Here is a 24,434-nt window from a genome sequence, read left to right as displayed (position 1 = left end):
CTGGCCCCGTACTGCCGCCCACTCCCCCCAGGAAGCCCATGTCCGCCTCCCCCAAGGCGATGCGCCCGCGTCCGCTGGTGCTCGCGCTGTCGTCCCTGATGCTGGTCCCGCTGCCGGCCTTCGCGCAGGAAAGCGCTCCCACCACACTGCAGGAAGTGAAGGTCACCGGCTCGCGCATTCCACGTGCCAGTGTCGAGGGGCCATCGCCGGTGACGGTGATCAGCCGTGAGCAGATCGACGCGCAGGGTTACCGCAACGCCTTCGACGCCCTGAGTGCACTGACCGAGAACACCGGCAACGTGCAGGGCGAGGACTTCGGCAATACGTTCACGCCGGCCGCCAACACCATCAACCTGCGCGGGCTGGGCCCGAACCGCACGCTGGTGCTGGTCAACGGCCGCCGCCAGGCCGATTACCCGCTGGCCTACGAGGGCTCGGTGAACGTGGTCAACCTGGCCAACATCCCGAGCGCGCTGATCGAGCGCATCGAGGTGCTGGCAGCGGGCGCGTCGGCGGTGTATGGCTCCGACGCCATTGCCGGTGTGGTCAACATCATCCTCAAGGACCGTTTCGAGGGCGTCGACGTGAACGTGCGCGCCGGTGGCACCCAGCAGGGCGGCGGCGACAACCAGCGTGTGCAGGTGGTCGGCGGCACGTCCGGCGAACGCTGGGACGGCCTGTTTGGTTTCGAGTTCGATGTGCGCAAGGCGATCCACGCACGCCAGCGCGACTTCATGGATTCACTGGACGATGATCCGGCCGGCAAGGCACCGCAGGCAACGGCGATTGCCTATCGGCGCAACGCGGCTACCGGGCGCAACATCGATCCGGGCGCCAATGGCTGCGACGGGGCGTCCGGCATCTACGGCGGCAGCGTGTTCCGTGCCAACAACCCGCGCCAAGGGTGGTACTGCGGCAGCAACGAGGCAGCGGCCAGCTACTGGACCGTGCAGACCGAGAAGCGCAACCTCAATGGCTATGGCCTGTTGACCTTCCATCTGGACGAGCACACCGACCTGTTCGCCGACCTGGCGGTGGGCAGCGCGCGCATCAGCAACAATACCCGCGCCCCGACCTGGACGTCATCGCGCAACTACTTCTACAACCAGAACACCGGCAACCTGGAGAGCTGGTACCGCCGGTTCGCGCCGGAAGAGATCGGTGGCCTGCCGCGCAACGCCAACCGGTTCCTGGAGAACTCGTGGTCGTTCAACGTGGGCGCGCGCGGCCAGATCGGCGACAGCGGCTGGGATTATGAAGCGGTCTACAGCCGGTCCCGCTACGAGAACCGCACCCGGCGCCCGGTGCTGCTGGCCGGCATCAACGAGTACCTGCTCGGCCCGCAACGGGGCGTGCGCAACGGCGTGGAGGTCTACGCGCCGGATCCGTCGCGGCTGTTCCAGCCGCTGACGCCACAGGAATACGGCCGCCTGTCCGGCTACCAGGAAAGCCGCAACGCGGCATGGCTGCAGGCCTTCAGCGCCAGCGTCAACGGCCGCCTGTTCGCACTGCCGGGCGGTGACGCTGCGCTGGCGGCGGTGGTCGAGGCCGGCAGCCAGGGCTACCGCAACCGCCCGGACCCGCGGCTGGGCACCGGCGAGTTCTGGAATACCAGCGCCGGTATCGGTGCCGGCGGTGATCGTGACCGCTATGCAGCCGGCGTGGAGCTGCAGTTGCCGCTGCTGCAATCGCTGACCACCACGCTGGCCGGCCGCTACGACCAGTACCGCGCCGGCGGCGAGCACATCGGCAAGGCGACCTGGAGCTTCGGCGTCGAGTTCCGCCCGATCGAGAGCCTGTTGATCCGCGGCTCTGCTGCGACCAGCTTCCGTGCGCCGGACATGAACTACGTGTTCGCCACCGAGACCCGCGGCTACAACCCGGGCATGACCGACTACTGGCGCTGCCGCACCGCAGGCCAGTCGTACGACAACTGCGACTACAACGGCCTGTCGATCGACTACAGCAACCGTGCCAACGCGCAGCTGCAGCCGGAAACCGCGAAGTCCTATGGTTTCGGCGTGGTCTGGTCGCCGCTGTCCGGGCTGGATTTCAGTGCCGACTACTACGACATCCGCATCGACAACGAGGTGACCAGCCTCGACACCAGCCGCATCCTGCGTGACGAGGCCGATTGCCGCCTGGGCCGCACGCTGGGCGGCGAAGCACGCGACATCGGTTCGCCATTGTGCCAGGACGCGCTGTCGCGGGTGATCCGCAATCCGTCCACTGCCACGGTGCAGCCGGACCAGGTGACCCGCGTGCTGATCAACCCGATCAACGCGGCCTCCGAATCGGTGCGTGGCCTGGACCTGAAGGGCAACTGGCGCTTCGATGCCGGCCGCTATGGCCGCTTCACCACGCGCCTGGCCTATACCGTGGTGCTGGAGCACACGTACCGCCAGTTCTCCGATGATCCGGAGCGTGACATCCGCAATTCGCTGGATGACTACCAGTGGCGCAGCAAGGCCAACGGCAGCATCACCTGGAACCAGGGTGACTGGACCACCACGCTGTATGGCAACCGCTTCGGTTCGCTGCCGAAGACCGATGGCAGTGGCCGCATCGCGCCGTACATGACCTACAACGCCAGCGTGTTCCGCCAGTTCGGCGAGAATCTGTCGGTGGGTGTGATCGTCAACAACCTGCGTGACAGCCGCCCGCCGGCGGACAGGAACGGAGGTGGCTGGCCGTTCTATCCGGTCGGCAACTATGACCCGTATGGCCGCCAGTACTGGCTGCAGCTGGACTACCGGTTCCGCTGATCCGGCACGCAAGCAGAAGGCCCGGCACTGCCGGGCCTTCAGTTGTCTCGATGTGCGGTTCTGCTGCGCCCGCTCGGCGCCTAGGGCAGCGCCTGCTGCAGGTACGACTCGATGACGTAGCTGAAGGGCTGCTGCTGGCGGTCGCGCAGCAGGGCGCGCACTTCCAGGATCACGCCATGGTCGCCGTCGCCACGCGGCGGCCAGAACGTCTGGTCGGCCAGCGTCTGGCGCTGGAAGCCGAGCGGACCGACCACGCGGCCGAAGGGTTCGTCGGTGCTGTCCAGCACCTGGTTCATGGCCGGACTGAGATGGCCGGGCAGGTACCAGTTGTCGGCCTCGGACAACACGCGGCTGCCGCAGACCAGCTGTACACGGCGATAGCGCAGGTCGGTGCCGGGTTTCGCGCCCAATGCCTGCAGCACGTCGGCCGGCGCCGGCTTGTCCTGGCCGTGCACGCGCACCGCGCGTACCCGTGCCTGTTCGGCCAGGCCGTGCTCGGCGCACCAGTGTTCCAGGGTGGCGGTGGCACTCTGACCGGACAGCACGCGCTGGTGCAGCCGCTCGACCAGCGCCGCCGGGGCGATGCGCTGTTGCCCAGGCGGCGCCTGCAGCGGCGCGGTGGCGGCGGCATCAGTGGCGGACAGGCTGGCGATCGGGGCAGCAGCCAGCAGGGACGCGGCCTGCCAGCGGCGGAGACGATCGTGGCGGTCGGACGGGCCCATGCGGCATCACAGCGGAAACAGGTGCCTATGGTACCCGTTCAGGCGTGTGCACGGCGTGGCTGCGACCGGTGGTCGCGGCGGCATTCATCGTTCTGATGAATGTGTGGCATCCAGATATTTCGTTGGCCGATGGCGGTGCCGGCGCGCAGGATGGCGCCATGACTTGGCTTTCCGGGAGTTTCCGATGACCCTGCAGTTCATCCACGGCGGCGTCGACCGCAACGGCGCACCGCTGCATTTCCATATCCGTGATGGCCGCATCAGCGGGCTCAATGGCGATGCCCGGCCCGCCGATGGGGCAGAAAGCGTCGACCTGCAGGGCTTCGCGGTGCTGCCCGGGCTGGTTGACGGCCACATCCACCTGGACAAAAGCTTCGTCGGCGACCGTTGGCACCCGCACCAGCCGGTGAACAGCCTGCGTGAACGGTTGGCGGTGGAAAAGGCCGCGGTGGCGGGTGCCGCACCGATGGTGGAACGCGCCGAGGCATTGATCCGCCAGTGCAGCGGCTTCGGCACCGTGGCGATGCGCTGTCACGTCGACATCGACGGCAGCACCGGCCTGCGCCACCTCGACGCGGTGCGCGAGGCGGCGTTGCGCTGTGCCGACATCATGCGCATCCAGCTGGTGGCGTTCCCGCAGGCCGGGGTGATGTCCTGCGCGGGCACCGCCGCGGTACTCGAGCAGGCCATTGCAGCGGGCGTGGAGGTGCTCGGTGGCATCGACCCGACCACCCTGGATGGCGATGCCGAAGGTCAACTGGCGCTGCTGTTCGGCCTGGCCGAGCGCTATGGTGTGCAGCTGGACATCCACCTGCATGAGCCCGGCGAAACCGGCCTGGCCCAGTTGCTGCGCATCGCGGCGCGCACGCGGGCTGCCGGGCTGCAGGGGCGGGTGGCGGTCAGCCATGCCTATGCGCTGGGAGAGGTGCCGCTGGCGCGTGCGCTGCAGGTGGGCGAGGCGCTGGCGACGGCGGGCGTGGCGATCATGAGCAATGCCCCGGGCGACCATCCGTTCCCGCCGCTGCGCGCACTGCATGATGCCGGCGTGCGCGTGTTCGCCGGCAACGACAACATCCGCGACTGCTGGTGGCCGTACGGCAACGGCGATCTGCTGCAGCGGGCGATGCTGCTGGGGTACCGCTCGGGCTTCTACACCGATGCCGACCTGATGCTGGCGCTGGACATGGTCACCACCCATGCCGCGCAGGTGATCGGGCTGCCACAGTACGGCCTTGCAGAAGGACATCCGGCCACCTTCGTGGCGGTGCGTGCCGACCACGGTCCGGCGGCCGTGGCTGCAGTGCCGGTGGAACGACGCGTGGTGGTGGACGGCCGCTGGCTGTAGATCCACGCCGTGCGTGGATGACTGTGGCCGCGCCGTGGTTCCAACCACGCATGGCGTGGATCTACCCATCACGCCACGCCGGTTCCGATTGCGCCGATCCATGCTCGGCGGCTGTTCAGGCGTAATCGTCGGCGCGGGTAGCGACGAACTCTTCCAGCCACGCCAGCAGGTGGGCGATATCGATGACCTCACCCTGTTCGACGCGCTTGAGCAGCAGTGTGCTGGCGCCGATCTGCAGGCTGCTGTCGGCGTAGCGCAGCACCGCGTCGATGCCCCAGGCATCGGTGACCTGCATCCAGGCCAGGCCGGGCACGCGCTGGGCCAGGGTATCGCCGAACGCCACGCCCAGTGCTTCCCAGCCGTCGCAGTCGTCATGATCGATCAGCTCGGCATCGACCACGCGCTGCAGCGTGGTGGCCGCCAGCGGCCACTGCACCGGCAGCGCCGGGAAGCCGACGGCCACGCGCGCGGCGATCAGCGATCGCTGGTGCTACAGGTGCGCCTGCAGGGCGGCGGGCAGGGGATCGAAGCGGGTGGGGATTTCGCCGGACATGCTGCATCGGGTACGGGATCAGCGGGCACTCTACGGGGCGATGCTGCCCGCCATGCGGCCGGATTGACCATATGTCGATGCTTGATGCGCGAACAGCATCCACGCATGGCGCGGATCTATCGTGGTCAGTCCGGCTCGCGCTGTACCTGCCGCCACAACTCGCTGGCAAGAGCACGCACCGCATCGTCGGCGTCCGCACGATGCAGCAGGCCGATCTCGTAGTTGTCGATCACCGGCAGGTCGCGCTCGCCATCGATGATGCGGTGTTCGCGGGTGACCGCGCGGCGCGGCAGCAGGCTGATGCCGATGCCATCGGCCACCGCGCCCTGGATGCCGCTGAGCGAGGAACTGGTGAAGGCGATGCGCCAGCGCAGGCCGAGTGCCTCCACGGCGTGGATCATCTCATCGCGGTACAGCCCGCGCGGCGGGAAGGTGACCAGCGGCAAAGGGTCCTGCAGCAGGCAGCTGCTGCGCAGGCTGTCGATCCAGTGCATCGGCTCGCGTCGGCAGTGCACCGCCTGGCGGGTGTTGCGGCGTTGCTTGACCAGCACGAGGTCCAGCTCGCCGTGGTCGAAGCCGTGCGCCAGGTCACGGCTGAGGCCGCTGCTGATCTCCAGCTTCACCTGCGGGTGGCGACGGCTGAAGGCGGCCAGCATGCGCGTGGTCTGCGCGTTGACGAAATCCTCGGGCACGCCGATGCGGACGGCGGTTTCCACGGTGGCGCCCGCCAGCGCCTGCGCCATTTCCTCGTTCAGGTCGAGCATGCGCCGCGCGTAGCCAAGGAGGGTGTGGCCGGCGTCGGTGGGGTGCACGTCGCGGTGGCCGCGCTCGAGCAGGCGATGCCCGGCCAGCGCCTCCAGCCGGCGCACCTTCTGGCTGACCGTGGACTGGGTCGAATGCAGGCGCGTTGCCGCCGTGGTGAAGCTGCCGCAGTCGGCCACCATCACCAGCGCCCGCAGCAGGTCCAGTTCGAACAGGGTTCTATTCGATTTGGCACTGTCTTGCATTTGAACATTTCACTTCTGGATACCCAAGCCGACTTCTACCATGCAGGGCAGGGGCCGGCAATGTCCGGCCGTTGCTACCGTCACGCGGTGATCCGTGCTGATGGACAGGAGGAGACACCGTCATGCGCTTCCATCGTTCGCTTCGCTGGCCCACGCCGTTTGCGCGCGTGCTGCTGTTGTTCCTGCTGGCCATGGTCACCCCGGCCTGTACGGCCACGTCCCGGGCCGATGCGGATGCGCGCCTGCGTGACGCGGCCAGCCGCGGCGATGCCGAGGCGGTGCGCGGGGCGCTGGAAGACGGCGCCGATCTGGAGGCACGCGATGGCCAGGGCCGCACCGCGCTGCTGCTGGCCACGCACGGCAACAACGTGGATGCCGCGCGTGAGCTGATCGAAGCCGGCGCCGACGTCAATGCCAAGGATGCGTTGCAGGACAGCGCCTACCTGTACGCCGGTGCGCGCGGCCTGGACGAGATCCTGGCGATGACGCTGGCGCACGGCGCCGATCTGCGCAGCACCAACCGCTACGGCGGCACCGCCTTGATTCCCGCCGCCGAGCGTGGCCACGTTGCCACCGTGCGCACGCTGCTGCGCGCGGGCGTGGCTGTGGACCATGTCAATCGGCTGCACTGGACCGCGCTGCTGGAAGCGATCCTGCTCGGCGATGGCGGCGCGCGCCACGTGCAGATCGTGCAGCTGCTGCTGGAGGCTGGTGCCGACCCGGAGCTGGCCGACGGCGATGGCGTAACGCCGCTGGCACACGCGCGCCAGCGCGGCTATACCGGAATTGAAACCCTGCTGCGCCAGCACGGCGCGGTGCGCTGAACCGCAACCCCTTCCACCCGCACGCTGGGCGTGCCCATCAGGATGCTGTCCATGTTCCGTTCCCGTCCGTTGTCCCTTGCCATCCTTCTCGCGGTGACCCCGTTGTCGGCCTCCGCCGCCGAGCGCGCCGACCTGCTGATCCGCAATGCCACCGTGGTCGATGTCGAGCACGCCAACACCCTGGCCGGGCAGAGCGTGGTGATCCGTGGCGAGGACATCGTCGCCGTCGGCCCGGACGCGCAGCTGCGCAGCCAGTGGAGTACGGCCCGCCAGATCGATGCCAAGGGCAAGTACCTGATTCCGGGCCTGTGGGACATGCATGTGCACTTTGGTGGTGGCCCGGCGCTGATCGAAGAGAACAAGGCGCTGCTGCCGCTGTACATCGCGCACGGCATCACCACGGTGCGCGATTGCTCCGGTGATCTTCCCGAACAGGTGCTGCAATGGCGCGGTGAGATCGCCAAGGGCACGCTGTTCGGCCCGCGCCTGCTCAGCTCCGGCGCGAAGATCGAAGGCATCAAGCCGGTCTGGAAAGGCACGATCGAGGTGGGCAGCGAGGCCGACGTCGACCAGGCGATCACCCGCCTGCAGCACGACAAGGTCGATTTCGTGAAGATCACCGACAGCACGTTGAAGCCGGAATTGTTCCTGTACTCGGCCAGTGCCGCGCGCAAGGCCGGCTTCAAGGCGTCGGGCCACATTCCGATGGCGCTGACCGTGGAGCAGGCGGTCGATGCAGGCCTGGCCTCGATCGAGCATCTGGACTACGCATTCAAGGCAGGCAGCAAGGACGAAGCGCAGATCGCCGCCGACTTTGGTGCCGGCCGCATCGACCGCGCCGAAGCCAACCGGCGCCTCGACGCCAGCTTCGACCGCGATACCGCGATGCATGCCTACCGCGATTTCGCAAAGCGCGGCGTATTCGTGACCCCGACCCTCAACGGTGGCCGCATCCTCGACTTCCTCGACCAGGATGACCACGCCAACGATCCGTACCTGGCCTACATCGGCCCGGGCCTGCGCGCGACCTACCAGTGGCGCGTCGACCGTGCCGCCAAGGCAACGCCAGCGCAGATCGAAGCGCGCCACGCGCAGTACCACCAGGTGGCGGCGGTGCTGCCGATGCTGCAGGAAGCCGGCGTGACAATCATCGCCGGCACCGATGCGGGTTTCCTCAATTCGTTCAATTTCCCGGGCATCGCCCTGCACCAGGAACTGCAATTGTTCGTGAAGGAAGGCCTGAGCGCACCGCAGGCGCTGTCGGCTGCAACCCGTTCCGGCCCGGCCTGGTTCGGCCAGATGGACCGCTACGGTGGTGTCGCGCAGGGCAAGGCCGCCGATCTGGTTCTGCTGACTGCCAATCCGCTGCAGGACATTGCCGCCACCGAAAAGATCGACAGCGTGATCCTGCGCGGCAACGTGTATGACCGCGCCGCACTGGACAAGATGCTGGCCGACACCAAGGCCAAGGTCGCGGCTTGGAATGCCGAGGCGGCGAAGGCGCAATGATCGACAGGGTCCGATCCCTTCCCACCGGGAAGGGCCCTGACCCTGTGGCCTCGAACGGAATCCACGCCATGCGTGGATGATGCGGCCGGGGACCTAGCGCGACGCCGGCCGCATCCCATGCAGCTGAGGCAGCGCGGCCTTCATCGCATCGATGAAGGCGCGCAGCCGCGGCGGCTGCTGGCGCGCGGCGGGAAATACCACGTGTACCGGCAGTGCCGGTGCCTGCCAGTCCGGCAGCAGCTGCACCAGCCGCCCGTGTGCGATGTCCTCGGCCACCAGCCAGGCCGAGACCACCGCTGCGCCCAGCCCGGCACACGCGGCCTGTTGCACCACGAACAGGTTGTCGCTGAGCAGGCGCGGGCTGATCGACAGCGTATGCGCGCGCCCCTGTGCGTCATGCAGCAGCAGGCGTTCGCGGTAGTAGGTGGCCAGTGAGATCCACGGCAGTGCCTGCGCTTGTTCTGGTGTGCTGATCGCGGTGGTCTGCACCAGTGTGGGCGCAGCCACGACGATGCGCGGTACTTCGGCAAGCGGCAGCGCGACCATGCGCGGTTCGTCGACTGGGCCCACCCGCACCGCGCAGTCGATGCCTTCTGCGATGAAGTCCGGGCGCCGATCTTCCAGGATCCACTCCAGGCTCAGCTGCGGGTGTTTGGCGAGGAACGCGAGCATGGTCGGCAGCAGCTGCGCCTGGCCGAACGCGTGCGGCACCATCACCCGCAGGCGTCCGCGCAGCGTTTCCGGTTCGCCATGCAGTTCGGCCTGCAGTGACTCCCATTCGTCCACGACCCGTTGCGCATGGCGCTGGCAGCGCAGGCCATCTTCGGTCAGCTGCAGGCCGTGGGTGGAGCGCTGCAGCAGGCGCAGGCCGAGCTGCCGCTCCAGGGCCTGCAGGCGGCGACTGACCGTCGGCTGGGTGGTGCCCAGCTGCACGGCTGCGGCAGACAGGCTGCCGGCATCGACGATGCGCAGAAAGGTGCGCAGCAGATCCAGGCGATCGGCTCCGGTGGCGAGGTCATTCATGCGTGTGGCGTATAAATGGTATGTAATGAATCCTACTACAGACGCTTGGGGAATACCGGCAGGATACGCCCACTTCTTCCACCGGGACTCCCCATGTCTACCCCTTCGCTGTCCGTCGCCGCCGCACCCGCGACCGCACCCTCCACCCCGCTGGTGCTGGCAATGGCGGCCGGCGCCGGCTTTTCGGTCGCTTCGCTTTATTACAGCCAGCCGATGCTGGGCCTGATCGCCCAGGACCTCGGCGCCGGTGAGCGCGCCGCCGGCCTGGTACCGACCTTGACCCAACTAGGGTATGCGCTGGGCATCCTGCTGCTGGCACCGCTGGGTGACCGTTTCGACCGGCGTCACCTGATTCTGTTGAAGTCCGCGCTGCTGGCACTGGCACTGGGCGCCGCAGCGATGGCCGGGCACCTGCCGGGCCTGCTGATGGCCAGCCTGCTGGTCGGGCTGATGGCCACGCTGGCACAGGACATCGTGCCGGCCGCTGCGGTGCTGGCGCCGGATGCACAGCGCGGCCAGATCGTCGGCCGGGTGATGACCGGCCTGCTGCTCGGCATCCTGCTGTCACGGGTGGTCAGTGGCGTAGTGGCCGAGGCATGGGGCTGGCGAACCCAGTTCGTGCTGGCCGCGGTCTCGGTGGCGGCGATGGGCGCGGTGATGGCGCGGGCGCTGCCACGCTTCGCACCGACCAGCACGCTGCGCTATCCGGCATTGTTGGGTTCGTTGTTGGCGTTGTGGCGCGAGCAGCCACAGCTGCGCCGTGCGGTGGCCAGCCAGTCGTTGCTGGCGGTCGGCTTCAGCGCGTTCTGGTCGACACTGGCGCTGATGCTGCATGCACGTCTGGGCCTGGGCAGTGCGGCGGCGGGTGCGTTCGGTATTGCGGGTGCGGCCGGTGCACTGGCTGCGCCGTTTGCGGGTCGATTCGCCGATCGCTTGGGTTGCCACGCAGTGGCGCGGCTGGCGATCGCGGTGGCGCTGCTGGGCTTCGGCCTGTTGCTGGCCGAAACCTGGTTGCCGGCCGCCGCGCTGCTGCCGCTGCTGGTGGTGAGTGCGCTGCTGTTCGACTTCGGTTTCCAGTCGGCGCTGGTGGCGCACCAGACGCTGGTCTACGGCCTGGTGCCGCCGGCACGCAGCCGGCTCAATGCGCTGCTGTTCACGGGCATGTTCATCGGCATGGCCGCCGGTGGTGCGCTGGGCAGCCTGGCGCTGGCGCAGTGGGGGTGGCACGGCGTGGCCTGGCTGGCGGTGGTGTGCGCGGGCGGCAGCCTGCTGCTGCGTTTGAAGTAAAGGGGAATGTTTGGCAGGGCTTGCAGCCCCGCATCTGCTGGAAGCTGGAGCAACAGCAACAGCAACAGCAACAGCAACAGCAAAAGCCGGCTATCCGTGGGATGGCGGGGTAGGTCCGGTTGCGGGGGACGCCGTAAATACGTCCATGTAGGCTCGGTCGCGCCATCCATGGCGCTCACGCCCCCGCAACCGGACCCACCCGCCTTCGAAAGTTTTCTGCGATCTGTCGGAACGGCTTTTGGGGTCAGATCCGTTTTCCGAAGGAAAACGGATCTGACCCACGGTGTATTTCGATATCTGACAGCTTTCATCCACGCATGGCGCGGATCTGGGGCGGTGTCGGAGTGCGGGGTGTCCGCGGCATGGATGCCGCGGCCAAGCCCCCAAGGATGGGTTTACGGCGTCCCCGCAGTCCGATACCGCTCCGCCATTCCACGCAATGCACGCTTCTGCTGTTGCTGTTGCTGTTGAGGTTGCCGGCCAGCGGCCGGCACTACTGCGGGTGCAGGGCTGCAGGCCCTGCCGAACAACCGCCTAATCGTGACCACTGTCGTCCAGGCTGATGATCCCGCGCCGCAACGCCTGGGTTACCGCATGCGTGCGATCACCCACCCCGAGCTTGTCCATCAGGCTCTTCATGTGCGCCTTCACCGTCTGCTCGGAAATCTGCATGCGCTCGCCGATGCGCTTGTTCGACAGCCCGCTGGCGACGTGCCGCAGCACCTCGGTCTCACGCGGCGACAGCCGATCCTCGACTACATGCGCGGCGATGCTCGCCGCCACCACTGGTGGAATCGGTGCGCGCCGGCCACCGGCCACCATGCGGATGGTGTCGACCAGTTCGTGACGCAGCATGTCCTTCAGCAGATAGGCGCTGGCGCCGGCCTGCAGCGCGCGGACCGCGCGGACATCACCGCGGTAGGTGGTCAGCACGATGATGCGAGCACGCGGATCCAGCGCGCGAATCCGCACGATGGCCTCGACACCATCCAGCCGTGGCATCTGCAGGTCCATCAGCACGACGTCCGGCTGCAACTGCTGGTAGCGCGTGATGGCTTCCTCGCCATCGGCGGCCTCGCCGAGCAGGCGCAGGTCGGGATGGGCACCCAGCAGCGCAGCCAGGCCGTCACGCAGCAGCGGGTGGTCGTCGACCACCAGCACGCCAATCGGGGCAGGGGACTCAGTCATGGTGTGCTTTGCTCCAAGGCCAGCGCCAACGTGGTGGGCGGCGGTGATACAGGCGCCGGGCGGGAACCGCCAGCGCGACTTCGGTCCCCAGCCCGGGGCGTGTCCACAGCTGCAGGTCCGCACCGAGGCGCTGCGCGCGTTCGCGCATGCCCTGCAGTCCCCAATGGCCGTTGCCGGCGTTTTCTTCGGCGATGCCGACGCCATCATCGCGCACGTGCAGCAGGAAGCACCGCATCCCGTAAGACAGCTCCACTTCGATGGCGCTGGCATTGGCATGGCGCAGCGCATTGCGGATGGCTTCGCGTCCGATCAGGAACACTTCCTCGGCGGCATCGGTCTGCAGCGGTGGTGTTGCGCCTTCCACGGTCAGGCGCAGCGGATTGGTGCCGTGCCCGGCGTATTCGGCGTGAACATCGGCCAGTGCCGAAGCCAGGTCGCGGCCCGCGAACGGACCGTCACGCAGCGCGTTGACCCGCTCGCGGCCCTCGGCCAGGTTGCGTTCGGCCAGCTGCATCGCCGATTCCAGCTGGCTGCGCACGGGCTCTGGTGTCTGCGCGGCCTGACTGATCGCATGCAGGCGCAGGATCAGGCCCTGGCTGCCCTGCAGCAGGGTGTCGTGCAGGTCGCGGGCAATGCGTTCGCGTTCGCCATGGCGTTCCTGCAGGCGCGCGCGGAACAGGGCCGCCAGCTGCCCGCTGCGGATGCGCACGGCCATCACCAGCAGCGCGAGGATCACTACCGCGCACAGCAGCTTGAACCACACGGTCTGCATGAAGGTGGGGGCGATGTGGAAGCTGCGGCTGGCCGGCGCGGCGCTCCAGATACCATCCTCGTTGGCTGCTTCCACGTCGAACCGGTAGTTGCCCGGTGCGAGGTTGGTGTAATACGCGCGCGTGCTGCTGCCCGCATCCTGCCAGCCGTCGTCAACGCCGGACAGGCGATAGCGGTAGCGGTTGCGCTCCGGGCGTGCCAGCGACAGCGCCACGTAATCGATCTGCAATTGGCTGGTGCCGGCCGGAAGGCGCAGGCCATCGCGCAGCGGCTCGTGCTCGCTGCCATAGAGCACTTCGCCGATGCGCACGCTGGGTGGCATGGTGTTGACGTGCGAGCGGGTGGTGTCCAGCCAGGCCAGGCCCTGGTTGGTGGCCAGCCACAACAGGCCATCGTTGGCCAGTGCGGCGGTGGCGATCGGTCCGCTCTGCAGGGCGATGCCGGGCATGCCATCCACCGCATCGAACAGGCGTGGCGTCACCGGCTGCCCGCTGCGCGGTGCGCGCCGCAGCTGATCGCTCCCCAGTCGGACCAGGCCACGACTGCCATTGAGCCAGAGGTAGCCATTCGCATCGGCGACCATGCCGGTGATCCCTTCCATCACGCCGGCCATGTCGGTGCTCACCTGGACGAACCGGCCATTGCCCAGGCGCACGGCCAACCCGGCCTCGCCGGCAACCAGCAGCAGGTCCCGATGATCGAGTACCGCCGTGATCGGCCCGACCGACAGGCCGTGGCTGGCGTCGAAGGTTTCGATGCGCGTCGCCCCCATGCGGCGCAGCCGGCCGTCTGCATAGCCGAGCAGCAGCTGGCCGTTGGCATCCAGCGCCAGCGACGAGCAGGCCTGTTCGGGCAGGCGGCGTTCGCGCTGCCACTGGTCGTGCAGGTAGTGCAGGACCCCTCGTTCGCCCGTGCAGACCCAGGCCTGCTCGTCGTCGGGGAACAGCAGGGCATGCAGTGGTTGCCCGGTGAAGGGCGCAGGCAGCGGAATCCGCGTGGTGTGGCCGGCCTCGGTGCGCGCAAGATTGACCCAGTCGAACTGCCAGATCGGGGTGGGTGCCTGGCGCGCGGCGGCCTGCAGCTGCGTGGCACTGCCATCGAGCAGGCTGCGCCTGAGGTCGTAAGGCTTGAGGTCTTCGCCATAGCCATACACGTGCCCATCGCTGGCCCGCACCAGTGAGCGGTAGGGATCACGGGGGCCTACCGCCAGCGTGTGCACGCTGCGCGCGCGGAAGCGGTTGAGGCCGAGATTGGTGCCGACCCAGAGATTGCCTTCGCGATCGGCGATGATCGGAACGGCAGAGGTGGCGGTCAGCCCGTGAGGCGAATCGAAGCGCTCCATGCGTATGGCGCGGCCGCCCGCGAAGGTGACCCGGGCGACACCGCCATGCGGGCTCATCGTTGCCCACAGCGCGCCATCGGCAGTGAACTGCAGGCGCGCAGCGACCAGCTCCGGCAACCGCCGTGCCTCGCGCTCGCTGTCCGGCAGCAGGCCTTGTGCGTTGGCCAGCGGCGACGTACCGCGCACGCGGTCGGCCAGCCACACTTCACCCTGTGGACTTTCGGCCAGCGTCGCCATCTGCGAGACGGCGATGCCGGTGTCTTCGAACGCGGCCTGGCCGGCCGCGCGCATCCAGACCTTCAGGTCGGCCAGTACCCAGAAGGTGCCGCGGCTGTCGTGCAGAAGCCATTGCACGCGGTGTTCCGGCACGCCCGTGCCAGTGGGCAGCGGCTGCCAGCGTTGGCCATCGAACTGGCGTAGCCCACCATTGATCGCGGCCCACAGGCGACCGTCACGGTCCTGGCTGAAGTGTGGCACCACGCCCACCGGCACGCCCTGGTCGCGGCCGTAGTTGTGCAGCTGGCCGCGCGCGAACTGGCTGATGCCAGCCTGGAAGTAACCGATCCACAGGGCATCATCGCGGGTCTGCGCCAGAGTGACCATGTTGGTGGACGGGAAGTGGCTGCCGCCTGGCGCCGCCTGGCGTTCGAAACGACGGCCGTCGAAGCGGTACAGGCCCGAGCCGGTGGCCAGCCACAACAGGCCGTCGCGGTCCTGGGTGATGTCCCAGATGTCACCGGGTGCGCCCTGACCGACGCGCCAGGCGGTGTGCTCGTAATCGGGCAGCCCGCCGCTCACCGGCGGGCGCTGCACGGCGAGGGCGGGCAGGGCAGTCAACAGCAGCAGGCAGGTCAGCAGCGTCGGCAGGTGGCGCTGCGACGGGAAGGGGCGGACACGCATGGCGCGCATTCTGGCAGGTGTGGGGCAGCCCGGGGTGACCCGAACGGGGTAGGCGGCGGGCGCCGCTGTCGGCTATCACGCCGGCATGTCCTCTGGAGCTTGGCGATGCAGCGCCTGTTCGTGATGTTCCCCGACCGCGGTCCGGGCATCGGCCTGCTGTGGCTGCGGCTGTGCCTGGCCGCCGCGCTGTGCACGCCCGGCACGGATGCGGCGTGGGCGTCGATGCTGTGCCTGCTGGCGGCGGCCATGCTCGTGCTGGGCGCGTTGACACCATTGGCGGCGTTGATGGCGGTCGCGGGCATGTTCGCGCAGCAGGCACCGTGGCCGCTGATGGCGTTGCCACCGGCGTTGCTGATGCTGGGGCCAGGCGCCTACTCAGTGGATGCGCGCCTGTTCGGGCGCCGCCTGCTCGGCCGCCGGCCTCCCCCATTCGGGTAGGTGCCGGCCTCGACCGACGGGGGTAGGGCATCGCGCAGCGGCCACGCACCATGGGCCACCCTCTCGCGGCGCCCCCCATGGCCACCGTCTTCCCGCCCGATCCGCCCGCCGTGTCGCTGGCACCGCAGCAGGCTGCCGCATTGCAGCGCGCCTTGCGCTATGTCGACGAGCACCTGTCGCAGCCGCTGCGGGTGACCGAACTGGCGCAGGCCGCCTGTGTCAGCCGCTTCCATCTGGTGCGTCTGTTCCGCACCGGAACCGGCGCCAGCCCGCTGCGCTACGTGCGTCGTCGCCGCATCCAGCGTGCATGCCAGTTGCTGCCGGGCGCGCAGCTGCCGATGGCGTGCCTGGCCCAGCAGCTGGGCTTCTTCGACCAGAGCCATTTCGTCCGCAGCTTCCGCGCGGAGACCGGCTGCAGCCCCGGCCAGTACCTGGCCGGTGATGCGGCCCTGTTGCTTCCCCCTGATCACCTTTCCAACGGAGTCCATCCATGAGCCTTGCCACCGCCACGCCCGCCCCGGCCCTGCTGTCGCCCACCGACCACGCCCTGCTGCTGATCGACTTCCAGTCACAGATGGCGTTCGCCACCCACACCATCGACATCTCCGCGCTGCGCAACAACGTGTCGTTGATCAGCAAGGGCGCCAAGGGCTTCAACGTGCCGGTCGTGCTGACCACCGTGGCCGAGACGTCGTTCTCCGGCCCGATGTTCCCGGAACTGCCGCAGATCTTCCCGGGCCAGACGGTGTTCGACCGCACCTCGATGAACACCTGGGAAGACCAGGCGGTGATCGATGAGGTCAACCGCATCGGCAAGCGCCGCCTGGTTCTTGCCGGGCTGTGGACCAGCGTCTGCATCGTGGGTCCGGCGCTGTCGGCGCTGGCGCAGGGTTTCGAGGTCCATGTGATCACCGATGCCTGCGGCGATGTCAGCGAGGAGGCCCACGAGCGTGCGATCTCCCGCATGGTGCAGGCCGGCGCGGTGCCGATGACCAGCGTGCAGTACCTACTCGAGCTGCAGCGCGACTGGGCGCGTGGCGAGACCTACGAGCTGACCACCGGCATCGCCCGCGACCATGCCGGCGGCTATGGCATCGGCATCCAGTACGCCAAGCGCATGTTCGGTGCGCAGGAAGGCGGGCACTGAGCATGCTGGCCGGCCATGGCCTCGACCTGGCCTTGCTGATGCTGCGCGTGGCAGCGGGAGGATTCCTGCTGCCGCACGCGCTGGGCAAGCTGTTCGGCTGGTTCGGTGGCCCCGGGCTGGCCGGCTTCGCCACCGAGCTGCGCGGCTTCGGCCTGCCGGCCGTGGCACCGCTGCCGCTGCTGCTGGCCCTGCTGCAGGTGCTGTCCGGGCTGGCCGTGCTGCTGGGCTGGCAGGCCCGCGTCGCCGCGCTTGCGGCGGCCGCCTTCATCGGCTTCACCGTGCTGTTGACGCTGCCCAAGGGCTGGTTCTGGATGCGCGGTGGCAGTGAGTACCCATTGATGTGGACCACGGTACTACTGGCCCTCGCGCTCATCGGGCCCGGCGCCTGGGCGTTGGATGGCCACCGTCTTCAGGGAGACCTCGCATGAGTCACGATCCACTCGACCACGGCCGCCGCAACGTGGTGCTGGCCAGTGGTGCCGCCGTTGCGCTGGGCCTGGCCGGCCGCGCCGCTGCGGCACTCGATTCCACTTCCAAGGAGCGTCGCATGAGCACGCTGGTCATCCGCAATGCCCGCATCACCACCCTCGACCCACAGCAGCCGCATGCCCAGGCGCTGGCCGTGCAGGAAGGGCGCATCGTGGCCGTCGGCAGCGACGAGGAGATCATGCGCGGCTGGGGCAACGAAGCGACCCTGATCGACGCGCAGGGCCGGCGCCTGCTGCCCGGCCTCAACGACAGCCATACCCACCTGATCCGCGGCGGCCTGAATTACAACCTGGAGCTGCGCTGGGATGGCCTGCGTTCGCTGGCCGATGCGATGGCGATGCTCAAGGCACAGGTCGACCGCACCCCGGCACCGCAATGGGTGCGCGTGGTCGGTGGCTTCACCGCCGCGCAGTTCAACGAGAAACGCCTGCCTACGCTGCAGGAGCTCAATGACATCGCGCCGGATACGCCCGTGTTCCTGCTGCACCTGTACGATCGGGCGCTGCTCAATCGGGCTGCGCTGCGCGCATGTGGCTACAGCAAGGACACGCCGGATCCGCCGGGTGGACAGATCGTGCGTGACTCGCTCGGCAACCCGACCGGGCTGCTGCTGGCCAAGCCCAATGCGCTGATCCTGTACGCGACGCTGGCCAAGGGCCCGAAGCTGCCGATCGAGTACCAGGCTAATTCCACCCGCCATTTCATGCGGGAGCTGAACCGTCTCGGTATCACCTCGGTGATTGACGCCGGCGGTGGCTTCCAGAACTACCCCGAGGACTACCAGGTCATCGAGCAGCTGCATCGCGATGACCAGCTGACGGTGCGCATCGCCTACAACCTGTTCACCCAGAACAAGGGCAAGGAAGTGGATGATTTCCGCGGCTGGAGCGAGATGCTGCAGCCGCGCCAGGGCGATGACCTGCTGCGCCACAACGGTGCCGGCGAGATGCTGGTGTTCTCCGCGGCGGACTTCGAGCTGTTCAACGAGCCGCGCCCGGAACTGCCGCCGGCGCTGGAGCCGGAACTGCACGACGTGGTGAAGCTGCTGGTCGAGAAGCGTTGGCCGTTCCGCATCCATGCGACGTACGACGAGAGCATCACCCGCATCCTCGATGTGTACGAACAGGTCAACCGCGAGGTGCCGTTCGATGGCCTGCACTGGTTCATCGACCACGCCGAGACCATCACCCCGCGCAACATCGAACGCATCCGCGCGCTGGGCGGCGGCATCGCCGTGCAGCATCGCATGGCCTACCAGGGCGAGGCCTTCGTCGAGCGCTACGGCGTGCAGGCGGCGCGGCACACGCCGCCGGTCAAGCGCATGCTGGCCGAGGGCGTGCCGGTCGGTGCCGGTACCGATGCCACTCGCGTGGCCAGCTACAACCCGTGGGTGGCGTTGTCCTGGCTGGTGACCGGACGCACCGTGGGCGGGCTGGCCCTGTACGGCGATGAGAACCTGCTCGAACGCGAGCAGGCGCTGCGCCTGTGGACCCAGGGCAGCGCCTGGTTCTCCGGCGACGAAGCGGTGAAGGGTACGCTGAAGGTGGGCCAGCTGGCCGATTTCATCGTGCTCTCGGCCGACTACTTCCGCGTGGATGACGCGCAGATCGCCGACATCACCAGCGTGTTGACCGTGGTCGGTGGCCGCATCGTGCATGCCGACGCCGACTATGCAGGGCTTGCGCCGCAGCTGCCGCCGGCGATGCCCGACTGGTCGCCAGTCAACAGGTTCGGTGGCTACCACGTCGGCGGTACCGCCACCGGGTTGGCCGCCGCGCATCACCACCATCACGGCGTGGCCTGCAGTGCCCACGGCGCGCACGGCCATGCGGCCCGGCATGCTGCACCCACCGACGACCTGACCGCGTTCTGGGGCGCGATGGGATGCTCGTGCTTCGCGTTCTGAGTCTGGCGCTGTTGGCTGCACCGTCGCTTGCACTGGCCTGCGATGGCGGCCACTGCAGTGACGCGGGCGACGGCCAACTGCAATGGGATGCGTCGCTGCGCATGCGTGGCCTGTACTACGACCCTACCCGGTTCGGCATTGGCGGCAGCGAGGACGGCTATGGGCTGCTGCGTGCGCTGGCCTCGGCCACCTATGTGGAAGAGACCTGGCAGGCGAAGCTGCAGCTGGGTGTGCATGGTGAGAGTGGCAAGGCCGGCGGACCGGGCCGTACCGACCGCAGCGCGCTGGATGTGCAGCAGGCCTATTGGCGCTGGCAGCACGGTGGTTTTCATCTGCAGCTGGGCCGGCAGGAAGCCGGCTACGGCAGCTCACGGCTGCTGTCGGTGCGCGATGGGCCGAACATCCGCCTGGCGTTCGACGGTGCGCGCGTGGGTTGGAAAGGTAGATTCGGCACGCTTGATCTGATGGCGCTGCGTCCGGTGGAGAACCGACCGGGTGCCTTCGATGATCGCGGCGAACACGGCAGCCACCTGTGGGGTGCCTACGCCACCACCGCGCGGAGCCACGGACCGGGACAGTGGGATCTGTACCTGCTGGACTACCGCCGCGACGGCGCGCGCTTCGCCGCAGGCAGCGGCACCGAACGTCGGCAGACCCTGGGCGCGCGCTGGTTCGGCCAGGCCGGTGCACTGGACTGGAACAGCGAGCTGGTAGCGCAGGGCGGTGAACTGCGGACGACCGTCGGCACGCTCGATATCCGCGCCTGGACGCTGGCCACCGATACGGGGTGGCGCTGGACGAACCTGCCGTTGCAACCGCGGCTGGGGCTGAAGGCAGACATCGCCAGTGGCGATGGCAACCTGCATGACGGCCGCCTGGGGACCTTCAATGCGCTGTTTCCGAAGTCGGCCTATTTCAGCGAGGCCAGCCTGCTGGCCCCGGCCAATCTGATGGACGTCCAGCCCACGCTGACCCTGCGCCTGCGCGATGCAGTGACGACGGAACTGGGCGTGCAGATGGCCTGGAAGCATCGTCGCGCGGATGCGGTCTACACCACGCCCGCACCGCTGGTGGCGTTGCCGGGCAGCGCCGGTGGCGCGCGCCGCATCGGCAATCAGTACAAATCCGAAACCCGCTGGCAGGCCAGCGAACACTGGCAATGGCAGCTGCAGCTGGCCTGGGTCGATGCCGGACCTGCACTGAAGCAGGCCGGTGGCCAGGACACGTTGTTCGCCTCGATCGTTGGAGCATGGCAATGGTGAACGCAACCGCGTCGCAACCCCCCACGCAGGCCGCAGGCGCCTGGTCCCCACTGAAGATCCAGATGTTCCGCTCGATCTGGCTGGCGATCCTGGCCAGCAACATCGGCACCTGGGTCAATGACGTGGCCGCCGCCTGGGTGATGGCCGAGCGTACCGGCTCACCGTTGATGGTGGCCCTGGTGCAGTCGGCCACCACCGTGCCGATCGTGCTGTTGGCACTGGCCGCCGGAACCCTGGCCGACATCGTCGATCGACGCAGGTACCTGCTGGCTACCCAGGGCTGGATGCTGCTGGTCGCGGCGGTGATGGCGGCACTGACCGCGATGGACATGCTGACCCCGCGGCTGCTGGTGCTGCTGACCTTCTGCATGGGCTGCGGTGCGGCGATGGCGATGCCGGCGCAGGCCGCGATCGTGTCCGAACTGGTGCCGCAGCCGATGCTGGCTTCTGCGGTGGCGCTCAACTCGATCGGCATCAACATCGCACGTTCGATCGGCCCGGCCATCGGTGGCGTGATCGTCGCCCAGCTGGGCGCCGTCTGGGCGTTCGGCTTCAACGCCATCACCTTCGCCGCGATGCTGTTCGTGGTATGGGGCTGGAAGCGCGACCCGAAGCAGTCCAGCCTGCCGCCGGAAGGGTTCGGTGCTGGCCTGAAGGCGGGCCTGCGTTATGCCAGCCGCGCCGGGCGCTTGCAGGCGGTGCTGATCAAGTCGGTCGGCTTCTTCTTCTTCGCCGCTGCGATGAACGCGTTGCTGCCGGTGGTGGTACGCGGCCAGATGCACGGCGGGGCGGGGCAGTACGGCATGCTGCTGGGCTGCATCGGCATGGGTGCGGTGGGCGGTGCGTTGCTGCTGCCGAAGCTGCGCGCACAGATGGATCGTGACCTGCTGGTGCTGCTGGCCACCCTGTCGCTGGCCCTGAGCCTGGTCGGCCTGGCGCTGACCCGCAGTTGGTACCTGCTGCCGCTGGTGCTGCTGGTCAACGGCTTCGCCTGGATCACCGTGCTGTCGTCGCTGCAGATCGCCGCGCAGACTGCCGTGCCGGCGTGGGTGCGTGCGCGTGTATTGGCGTTGTACATCATGGTGTTCTCCGCGGGCATGGCCGCCGGTGGGCTGAGCTGGGGCGCGCTCGCACAGCGCACCTCGCCGGAACTGGCCTTGCTGGTGGCTGCCGCAGGTGCGGTGATCGGCGGATTGCTGGTGTGGCGCGTGCGCATCGCTGGTACCGAAGACCTGAACCTGCGCCCGGCGGGGCACTGGCCGGCCCCCGAACTGTCGGTGCCGGTATCCAACGATCGAGGCCCGGTGCTGGTGACCATCGAGTACCGCATCGAAGAAGCTGATCGCGCTGCGTTCCAGGCGCAGATGCGCGCGCTGGGCACGATCCGGCGCCGCGATGGCGCCGTGGTCTGGGGCGTGGTCGAGGATGTGGCCACCCCGGGCATCCACCTGGAGTATTTCGTTACCCCGTCGTGGCTGGAGCACCTGCGCCAGCACGAACGCATCACCGCCGACGACAAGGCGATCCAGGAAGTGCTGCGCGCGTTGCATCGGGGCGAGCGTGCACCGGTGGTGCGTCATTTCGTAGGCGGGCATGACCCGCTGCCGAAGACCGGCGTGCCACACCACCACAGCGATATCTGACCCAAAAAGGGGACGGAGGGGATTAAGTCGTTTGTGCACAAACGACTTAATCCCCTCCGTCCCCTTTTTTCATGCGGCGGCGCTGGATGGCGCCGCCGCGGCACATCACCTGCGTGCGAACGCCAGCAGGTCGGCGTTGAACTGCTCGGCGTGGGTGACGGTCAGCCCGTGCGGCGCACCGACGTAAACCTTCAGCTCGGCATCCCTGATGATCTGCGCGGACAGCTTGGCCGAGGCATCGAGCGGCACGATCTGGTCGTCGTCGCCGTGCACGACCAGTGCCGGCACGTCGATCTTCTTCAGGTCTTCGGTGTAATCCACTTCCGAGAATTCGTGCACGCAGTCGTACTGGCCCTTGACGCCACCGAGCATGCCCTGCAGCCAGAACGAATCACGCATGCCCTGGGTGACGGTGTTGCCATCGCGGTTGGCACCGAAGAACGGGGTGGCCAGGTCCTTGAAGAACTGCGAACGGTCGCCGCCGGTGCCCTTGCGGATGCCGTCGAAGACCTCCAACGGGGTACCGGCCGGGTTGGCATGGGTCTTCAGCATCAGCGGCGGCACGGCGCCGACCAGCACCACCCTGGCCACGCGCGTGCTGCCGTGGCGGCCAATGTAGTGGGCCACTTCGCCGCCGCCGGTGGAATGGCCGACCAGGATCGCGTCCTTCAGGTCCAGCGCCTCGATCACCGCGGCCAGGTCGTCGGCGTAGGTGTCCATGTTGTTGCCGTCCCAGGTCTGGCTGGAACGGCCGTGGCTGCGGCGGTCATGGGCGATCACGCGGTAACCGTTCTGGCCCATGAACAGCATCTGCGGGTCCCAGGCATCGGAGGACAGTGGCCAGCCGTGGGCGAACACGATCGGCTGGCCGGTACCCCAATCCTTGTAGAAGATGCGGGCGCCGTCGGCGACGGTGACGAAGTTGCTCATTGCAGGTTCCTTGGCGGAAGGGAGGGAGGCAGCGGCAGGCTGCCGCTGCCTCCGGCAGTACAGCGCAGGTGCCGGCGACGGACTTGCACCGCTGTGCTGGATTGCAAAGGATGTGACGCATATCGCTCTGGTGGGACCGGAGTCGCGCGCCGAGGATGTCTGCAGCCTGCCAGTGGAACGCCCGGATGCCCGCCACGCGATGGTCCCTGATGCTGTGCCTGCTGTTGCCGATGGCCGCGCCGGCACAGACCCTCGTCTACAAATGCGTGGATGGACCGCATCCGGTCTACCAGCAGACGCCCTGCCAGGGACGTGCCGCATGGCGCTGGGACGTCCCGGCGGAGCAGTCATTGTCCCGAGGCGCAGTGGCGCCAGTGCTCGCGCCACCGAAGCCTTCGCGCCGCCCGCGGCGTGCCGGCCGGGCGCAGGGGGCGTTGATCACGATCAGCGCGGATGCGGCGGCCTGCGAGCGTGCGCGCCGGCAACGCGAGCGGGAGTTGCTCAAGCGTCGGCGGCTGGATTTCGTGCAGCGCCGGCAGCTGGATGACGCGGTCCATGGCGCCTGCCAGTGAAGTGGGGTGCTGAAGTGCCGAAAACGACAACGGCGCCCTGGGGCGCCGTTGCGTGGAATGCCGCAAATGCGGGTCTCAGCGACCGTCGCTGGCGGCAGCCGGTGCGGGCACGCTGTCCGGCTTGGGCAGGCTCAACTCCGGGTTGCCCTGTTCGGCCTGCAGGATCTGGATGCGGCGCTGCAGGGCGTCCAGCTGGCTGTTGGTGCTCTGCACATCGGTGCTGAGGCTCACGGCCTGCTGCTGGGCCTGCTGCAGGGCGGCGCTGACCTGCGCCGACTGGGCCTGCTGCTGTTCCATTTCCTGCTGCAGGGTGCGCAGGCGTTCCTCGTTGTAGGCCACCAGGCGCTCGGTGTAGCGCTTGCCGGCTTCCAGGCGGGTGGTGTCGATGTAGACCTGGGCCAGCTGCTCGGACTGCTGCGCGAAGGTACGGTAGACACGCTCGGCGTTGTCCACCGCATCGGTCTTGATCACCCGCCAGAAGTTCTTCTCCTGGAACAGGGCGACGTAGTAGGTCAGGGTGTTGGCGTTGAACAGCAGGCTGGCGCCGTAGTTGCCGTTGTAGGTGGTGCGCAGCTCGGTCAGCTGGCGCGAATCCATCAACTGCTTGAGCTCGTCCACGGTGTTGCGCACCACCGGCGCGCTGCGCGCCGGTTCGGCTGCAGGCTCACGGTCGCCACGTGCGGCCATCGCCGCTGGAGCCACCAGCATCATGGCCACGGCCAGCACTGCCGCGCTGCGCGCGTGCCGGGCGAAGACCGCGCCCCCTGAAGTTTCTCGCATGTCTAGACCATCCACGGATGAGTGTGGGTTG

20 protein-coding genes and 1 pseudogene are annotated in these 24,434 nt (G+C 68.2%); 13 read left to right on the top strand and 8 right to left on the bottom strand.

Features of this window, described 5'->3' with window-relative positions; all coding sequences use genetic code 11:
- Nucleotides 1–38 precede the first annotated feature (38 nt).
- Nucleotides 39–2,765, top strand: a complete 2,727-nt coding sequence (locus ACYKG1_RS12640; protein ID WP_478470660.1) for a TonB-dependent receptor plug domain-containing protein — start codon at nucleotides 39–41, stop codon at nucleotides 2,763–2,765.
- Nucleotides 2,766–2,845: 80 nt separating this feature from the next.
- Here the strand turns inward: ACYKG1_RS12640 and ACYKG1_RS12635 are convergent, their stop codons facing one another.
- Nucleotides 2,846–3,487 carry a hypothetical protein gene (locus ACYKG1_RS12635; RefSeq protein ID WP_478470659.1) on the bottom strand — a complete coding sequence of 214 codons (642 nt, stop codon included), beginning with the start codon at nucleotides 3,485–3,487 and terminating at the stop codon, nucleotides 2,846–2,848.
- Between the two features lie 184 nt (nucleotides 3,488–3,671).
- Between ACYKG1_RS12635 and ACYKG1_RS12630 the strand changes: the two genes are divergently transcribed.
- Nucleotides 3,672–4,832: an amidohydrolase family protein gene (locus ACYKG1_RS12630; protein ID WP_478470658.1), complete on the top strand. Its 1,161-nt coding sequence runs from the start codon at nucleotides 3,672–3,674 to the stop codon at nucleotides 4,830–4,832.
- A 115-nt stretch (nucleotides 4,833–4,947) separates the two neighbouring features.
- Here ACYKG1_RS12630 and ACYKG1_RS12625 read toward each other — a convergent pair.
- Nucleotides 4,948–5,385: pseudogene (locus ACYKG1_RS12625) on the bottom strand (DUF3806 domain-containing protein).
- Between the two features lie 125 nt (nucleotides 5,386–5,510).
- Nucleotides 5,511–6,392: a LysR substrate-binding domain-containing protein gene (locus tag ACYKG1_RS12620; RefSeq protein ID WP_100473076.1), complete on the bottom strand. Its 882-nt coding sequence runs from the start codon at nucleotides 6,390–6,392 to the stop codon at nucleotides 5,511–5,513.
- A 122-nt stretch (nucleotides 6,393–6,514) separates the two neighbouring features.
- On the opposite strand from ACYKG1_RS12620, the gene ACYKG1_RS12615 reads away from it, so the two are divergent.
- On the top strand, nucleotides 6,515–7,216 hold the full coding sequence (locus ACYKG1_RS12615) for an ankyrin repeat domain-containing protein (RefSeq protein ID WP_262084362.1): 702 nt from the start codon (nucleotides 6,515–6,517) through the stop codon (nucleotides 7,214–7,216).
- A 51-nt stretch (nucleotides 7,217–7,267) separates the two neighbouring features.
- On the top strand, nucleotides 7,268–8,725 hold the full coding sequence (locus ACYKG1_RS12610) for an amidohydrolase family protein (protein WP_262084361.1): 1,458 nt from the start codon (nucleotides 7,268–7,270) through the stop codon (nucleotides 8,723–8,725).
- A 93-nt stretch (nucleotides 8,726–8,818) separates the two neighbouring features.
- On the opposite strand, the gene ACYKG1_RS12605 is transcribed toward ACYKG1_RS12610, so the two are convergent.
- Entirely contained in the window at nucleotides 8,819–9,748 is a 930-nt protein-coding gene (locus tag ACYKG1_RS12605) for a LysR family transcriptional regulator (RefSeq protein ID WP_478470657.1), read from the bottom strand.
- Nucleotides 9,749–9,841: 93 nt separating this feature from the next.
- Here ACYKG1_RS12605 and ACYKG1_RS12600 point away from each other — a divergent pair, with 93 nt between their 5' ends.
- Entirely contained in the window at nucleotides 9,842–11,035 is a 1,194-nt protein-coding gene (locus ACYKG1_RS12600) for an MFS transporter (protein ID WP_478470656.1), read from the top strand.
- Nucleotides 11,036–11,569: 534 nt separating this feature from the next.
- Here the strand turns inward: ACYKG1_RS12600 and ACYKG1_RS12595 are convergent.
- Together ACYKG1_RS12595 and ACYKG1_RS12590 are read right to left on the bottom strand one after the other, a co-directional pair.
- The gene (locus tag ACYKG1_RS12595) at nucleotides 11,570–12,223 is read right to left on the bottom strand and encodes a response regulator (protein ID WP_262084358.1); all 654 of its coding nucleotides are present in this window, start codon (nucleotides 12,221–12,223) and stop codon (nucleotides 11,570–11,572) included.
- Nucleotides 12,216–15,245 carry a sensor histidine kinase gene (locus tag ACYKG1_RS12590; RefSeq protein ID WP_478470655.1) on the bottom strand — a complete coding sequence of 1,010 codons (3,030 nt, stop codon included), beginning with the start codon at nucleotides 15,243–15,245 and terminating at the stop codon, nucleotides 12,216–12,218. The genes ACYKG1_RS12595 and ACYKG1_RS12590 overlap by 8 nt, the downstream gene beginning before the upstream one ends.
- A gap of 96 nt (nucleotides 15,246–15,341) precedes the next feature.
- On the opposite strand from ACYKG1_RS12590, the gene ACYKG1_RS12585 reads away from it, so the two are divergent.
- From ACYKG1_RS12585 to ACYKG1_RS12555, 7 genes are all read left to right on the top strand, one after another.
- Entirely contained in the window at nucleotides 15,342–15,674 is a 333-nt protein-coding gene (locus ACYKG1_RS12585) for a hypothetical protein (protein WP_100473061.1), read from the top strand.
- Between the two features lie 50 nt (nucleotides 15,675–15,724).
- Nucleotides 15,725–16,168, top strand: coding sequence for a helix-turn-helix transcriptional regulator (locus ACYKG1_RS12580; protein ID WP_100473059.1), 444 nt, complete (start codon nucleotides 15,725–15,727; stop codon nucleotides 16,166–16,168).
- A complete protein-coding gene (locus ACYKG1_RS12575; protein ID WP_478470654.1) occupies nucleotides 16,165–16,821 on the top strand; it encodes a hydrolase in 657 nt (218 codons plus the stop codon). The genes ACYKG1_RS12580 and ACYKG1_RS12575 overlap by 4 nt, the downstream gene beginning before the upstream one ends.
- 2 nt (nucleotides 16,822–16,823) lie before the next feature.
- Complete coding sequence (locus ACYKG1_RS12570) at nucleotides 16,824–17,249, top strand: DoxX family protein (protein ID WP_478470653.1); 426 nt, start codon at nucleotides 16,824–16,826, stop codon at nucleotides 17,247–17,249.
- Between the two features lie 119 nt (nucleotides 17,250–17,368).
- On the top strand, nucleotides 17,369–19,216 hold the full coding sequence (locus ACYKG1_RS12565; RefSeq protein WP_262084394.1) for an amidohydrolase: 1,848 nt from the start codon (nucleotides 17,369–17,371) through the stop codon (nucleotides 19,214–19,216).
- Nucleotides 19,195–20,478, top strand: coding sequence for an alginate export family protein (locus ACYKG1_RS12560; RefSeq protein WP_478470652.1), 1,284 nt, complete (start codon nucleotides 19,195–19,197; stop codon nucleotides 20,476–20,478). The genes ACYKG1_RS12565 and ACYKG1_RS12560 overlap by 22 nt, the downstream gene beginning before the upstream one ends.
- Nucleotides 20,472–22,121, top strand: a complete 1,650-nt coding sequence (locus ACYKG1_RS12555; RefSeq protein WP_478470651.1) for an MFS transporter — start codon at nucleotides 20,472–20,474, stop codon at nucleotides 22,119–22,121. The genes ACYKG1_RS12560 and ACYKG1_RS12555 overlap by 7 nt, the downstream gene beginning before the upstream one ends.
- Nucleotides 22,122–22,226: 105 nt before the next feature.
- Here ACYKG1_RS12555 and ACYKG1_RS12550 read toward each other — a convergent pair whose 3' ends face one another.
- A complete protein-coding gene (locus ACYKG1_RS12550) occupies nucleotides 22,227–23,051 on the bottom strand; it encodes an alpha/beta fold hydrolase (RefSeq protein WP_478470650.1) in 825 nt (274 codons plus the stop codon).
- 185 nt (nucleotides 23,052–23,236) lie between these two features.
- Here ACYKG1_RS12550 and ACYKG1_RS12545 point away from each other — a divergent pair, with 185 nt between their 5' ends.
- Nucleotides 23,237–23,623 (top strand): hypothetical protein, encoded by a 387-nt coding sequence (locus tag ACYKG1_RS12545; protein WP_478470649.1) that lies wholly within the window; start codon nucleotides 23,237–23,239, stop codon nucleotides 23,621–23,623.
- 75 nt (nucleotides 23,624–23,698) lie between these two features.
- On the opposite strand, the gene ACYKG1_RS12540 is transcribed toward ACYKG1_RS12545, so the two are convergent.
- Nucleotides 23,699–24,403 (bottom strand): DUF2968 domain-containing protein, encoded by a 705-nt coding sequence (locus ACYKG1_RS12540; protein WP_049443363.1) that lies wholly within the window; start codon nucleotides 24,401–24,403, stop codon nucleotides 23,699–23,701.
- Nucleotides 24,404–24,434: the final 31 nt, after the last annotated feature.

This window comes from Stenotrophomonas sp. 85239_Sma (assembly GCF_056481725.1).
Note: the sequence above shows the minus strand (reverse complement) of the source record. Positions and strands in the feature narration are given on the sequence as shown.

Bases quoted from the DNA above. Each gene is read 5' to 3' on its own strand.
- ACYKG1_RS12640 (WP_478470660.1), top strand. From the start codon at position 39: ATGTCCGCCTCCCCCAAGGCGATGCGCCCGCGTCCGCTGGTGCTCGCG.
- ACYKG1_RS12635 (WP_478470659.1), bottom strand. From the start codon at position 3,487: ATGGGCCCGTCCGACCGCCACGATCGTCTCCGCCGCTGGCAGGCCGCG.
- ACYKG1_RS12630 (WP_478470658.1), top strand. From the start codon at position 3,672: ATGACCCTGCAGTTCATCCACGGCGGCGTCGACCGCAACGGCGCACCG.
- ACYKG1_RS12620 (WP_100473076.1), bottom strand. From the start codon at position 6,392: ATGCAAGACAGTGCCAAATCGAATAGAACCCTGTTCGAACTGGACCTG.
- ACYKG1_RS12615 (WP_262084362.1), top strand. From the start codon at position 6,515: ATGCGCTTCCATCGTTCGCTTCGCTGGCCCACGCCGTTTGCGCGCGTG.
- ACYKG1_RS12610 (WP_262084361.1), top strand. From the start codon at position 7,268: ATGTTCCGTTCCCGTCCGTTGTCCCTTGCCATCCTTCTCGCGGTGACC.
- ACYKG1_RS12605 (WP_478470657.1), bottom strand. From the start codon at position 9,748: ATGAATGACCTCGCCACCGGAGCCGATCGCCTGGATCTGCTGCGCACC.
- ACYKG1_RS12600 (WP_478470656.1), top strand. From the start codon at position 9,842: ATGTCTACCCCTTCGCTGTCCGTCGCCGCCGCACCCGCGACCGCACCC.
- ACYKG1_RS12595 (WP_262084358.1), bottom strand. From the start codon at position 12,223: ATGACTGAGTCCCCTGCCCCGATTGGCGTGCTGGTGGTCGACGACCAC.
- ACYKG1_RS12590 (WP_478470655.1), bottom strand. From the start codon at position 15,245: ATGCGCGCCATGCGTGTCCGCCCCTTCCCGTCGCAGCGCCACCTGCCG.
- ACYKG1_RS12585 (WP_100473061.1), top strand. From the start codon at position 15,342: ATGCAGCGCCTGTTCGTGATGTTCCCCGACCGCGGTCCGGGCATCGGC.
- ACYKG1_RS12580 (WP_100473059.1), top strand. From the start codon at position 15,725: ATGGGCCACCCTCTCGCGGCGCCCCCCATGGCCACCGTCTTCCCGCCC.
- ACYKG1_RS12575 (WP_478470654.1), top strand. From the start codon at position 16,165: ATGAGCCTTGCCACCGCCACGCCCGCCCCGGCCCTGCTGTCGCCCACC.
- ACYKG1_RS12570 (WP_478470653.1), top strand. From the start codon at position 16,824: ATGCTGGCCGGCCATGGCCTCGACCTGGCCTTGCTGATGCTGCGCGTG.
- ACYKG1_RS12565 (WP_262084394.1), top strand. From the start codon at position 17,369: ATGAGCACGCTGGTCATCCGCAATGCCCGCATCACCACCCTCGACCCA.
- ACYKG1_RS12560 (WP_478470652.1), top strand. From the start codon at position 19,195: ATGCTCGTGCTTCGCGTTCTGAGTCTGGCGCTGTTGGCTGCACCGTCG.
- ACYKG1_RS12555 (WP_478470651.1), top strand. From the start codon at position 20,472: ATGGTGAACGCAACCGCGTCGCAACCCCCCACGCAGGCCGCAGGCGCC.
- ACYKG1_RS12550 (WP_478470650.1), bottom strand. From the start codon at position 23,051: ATGAGCAACTTCGTCACCGTCGCCGACGGCGCCCGCATCTTCTACAAG.
- ACYKG1_RS12545 (WP_478470649.1), top strand. From the start codon at position 23,237: ATGCCCGCCACGCGATGGTCCCTGATGCTGTGCCTGCTGTTGCCGATG.
- ACYKG1_RS12540 (WP_049443363.1), bottom strand. From the start codon at position 24,403: ATGCGAGAAACTTCAGGGGGCGCGGTCTTCGCCCGGCACGCGCGCAGC.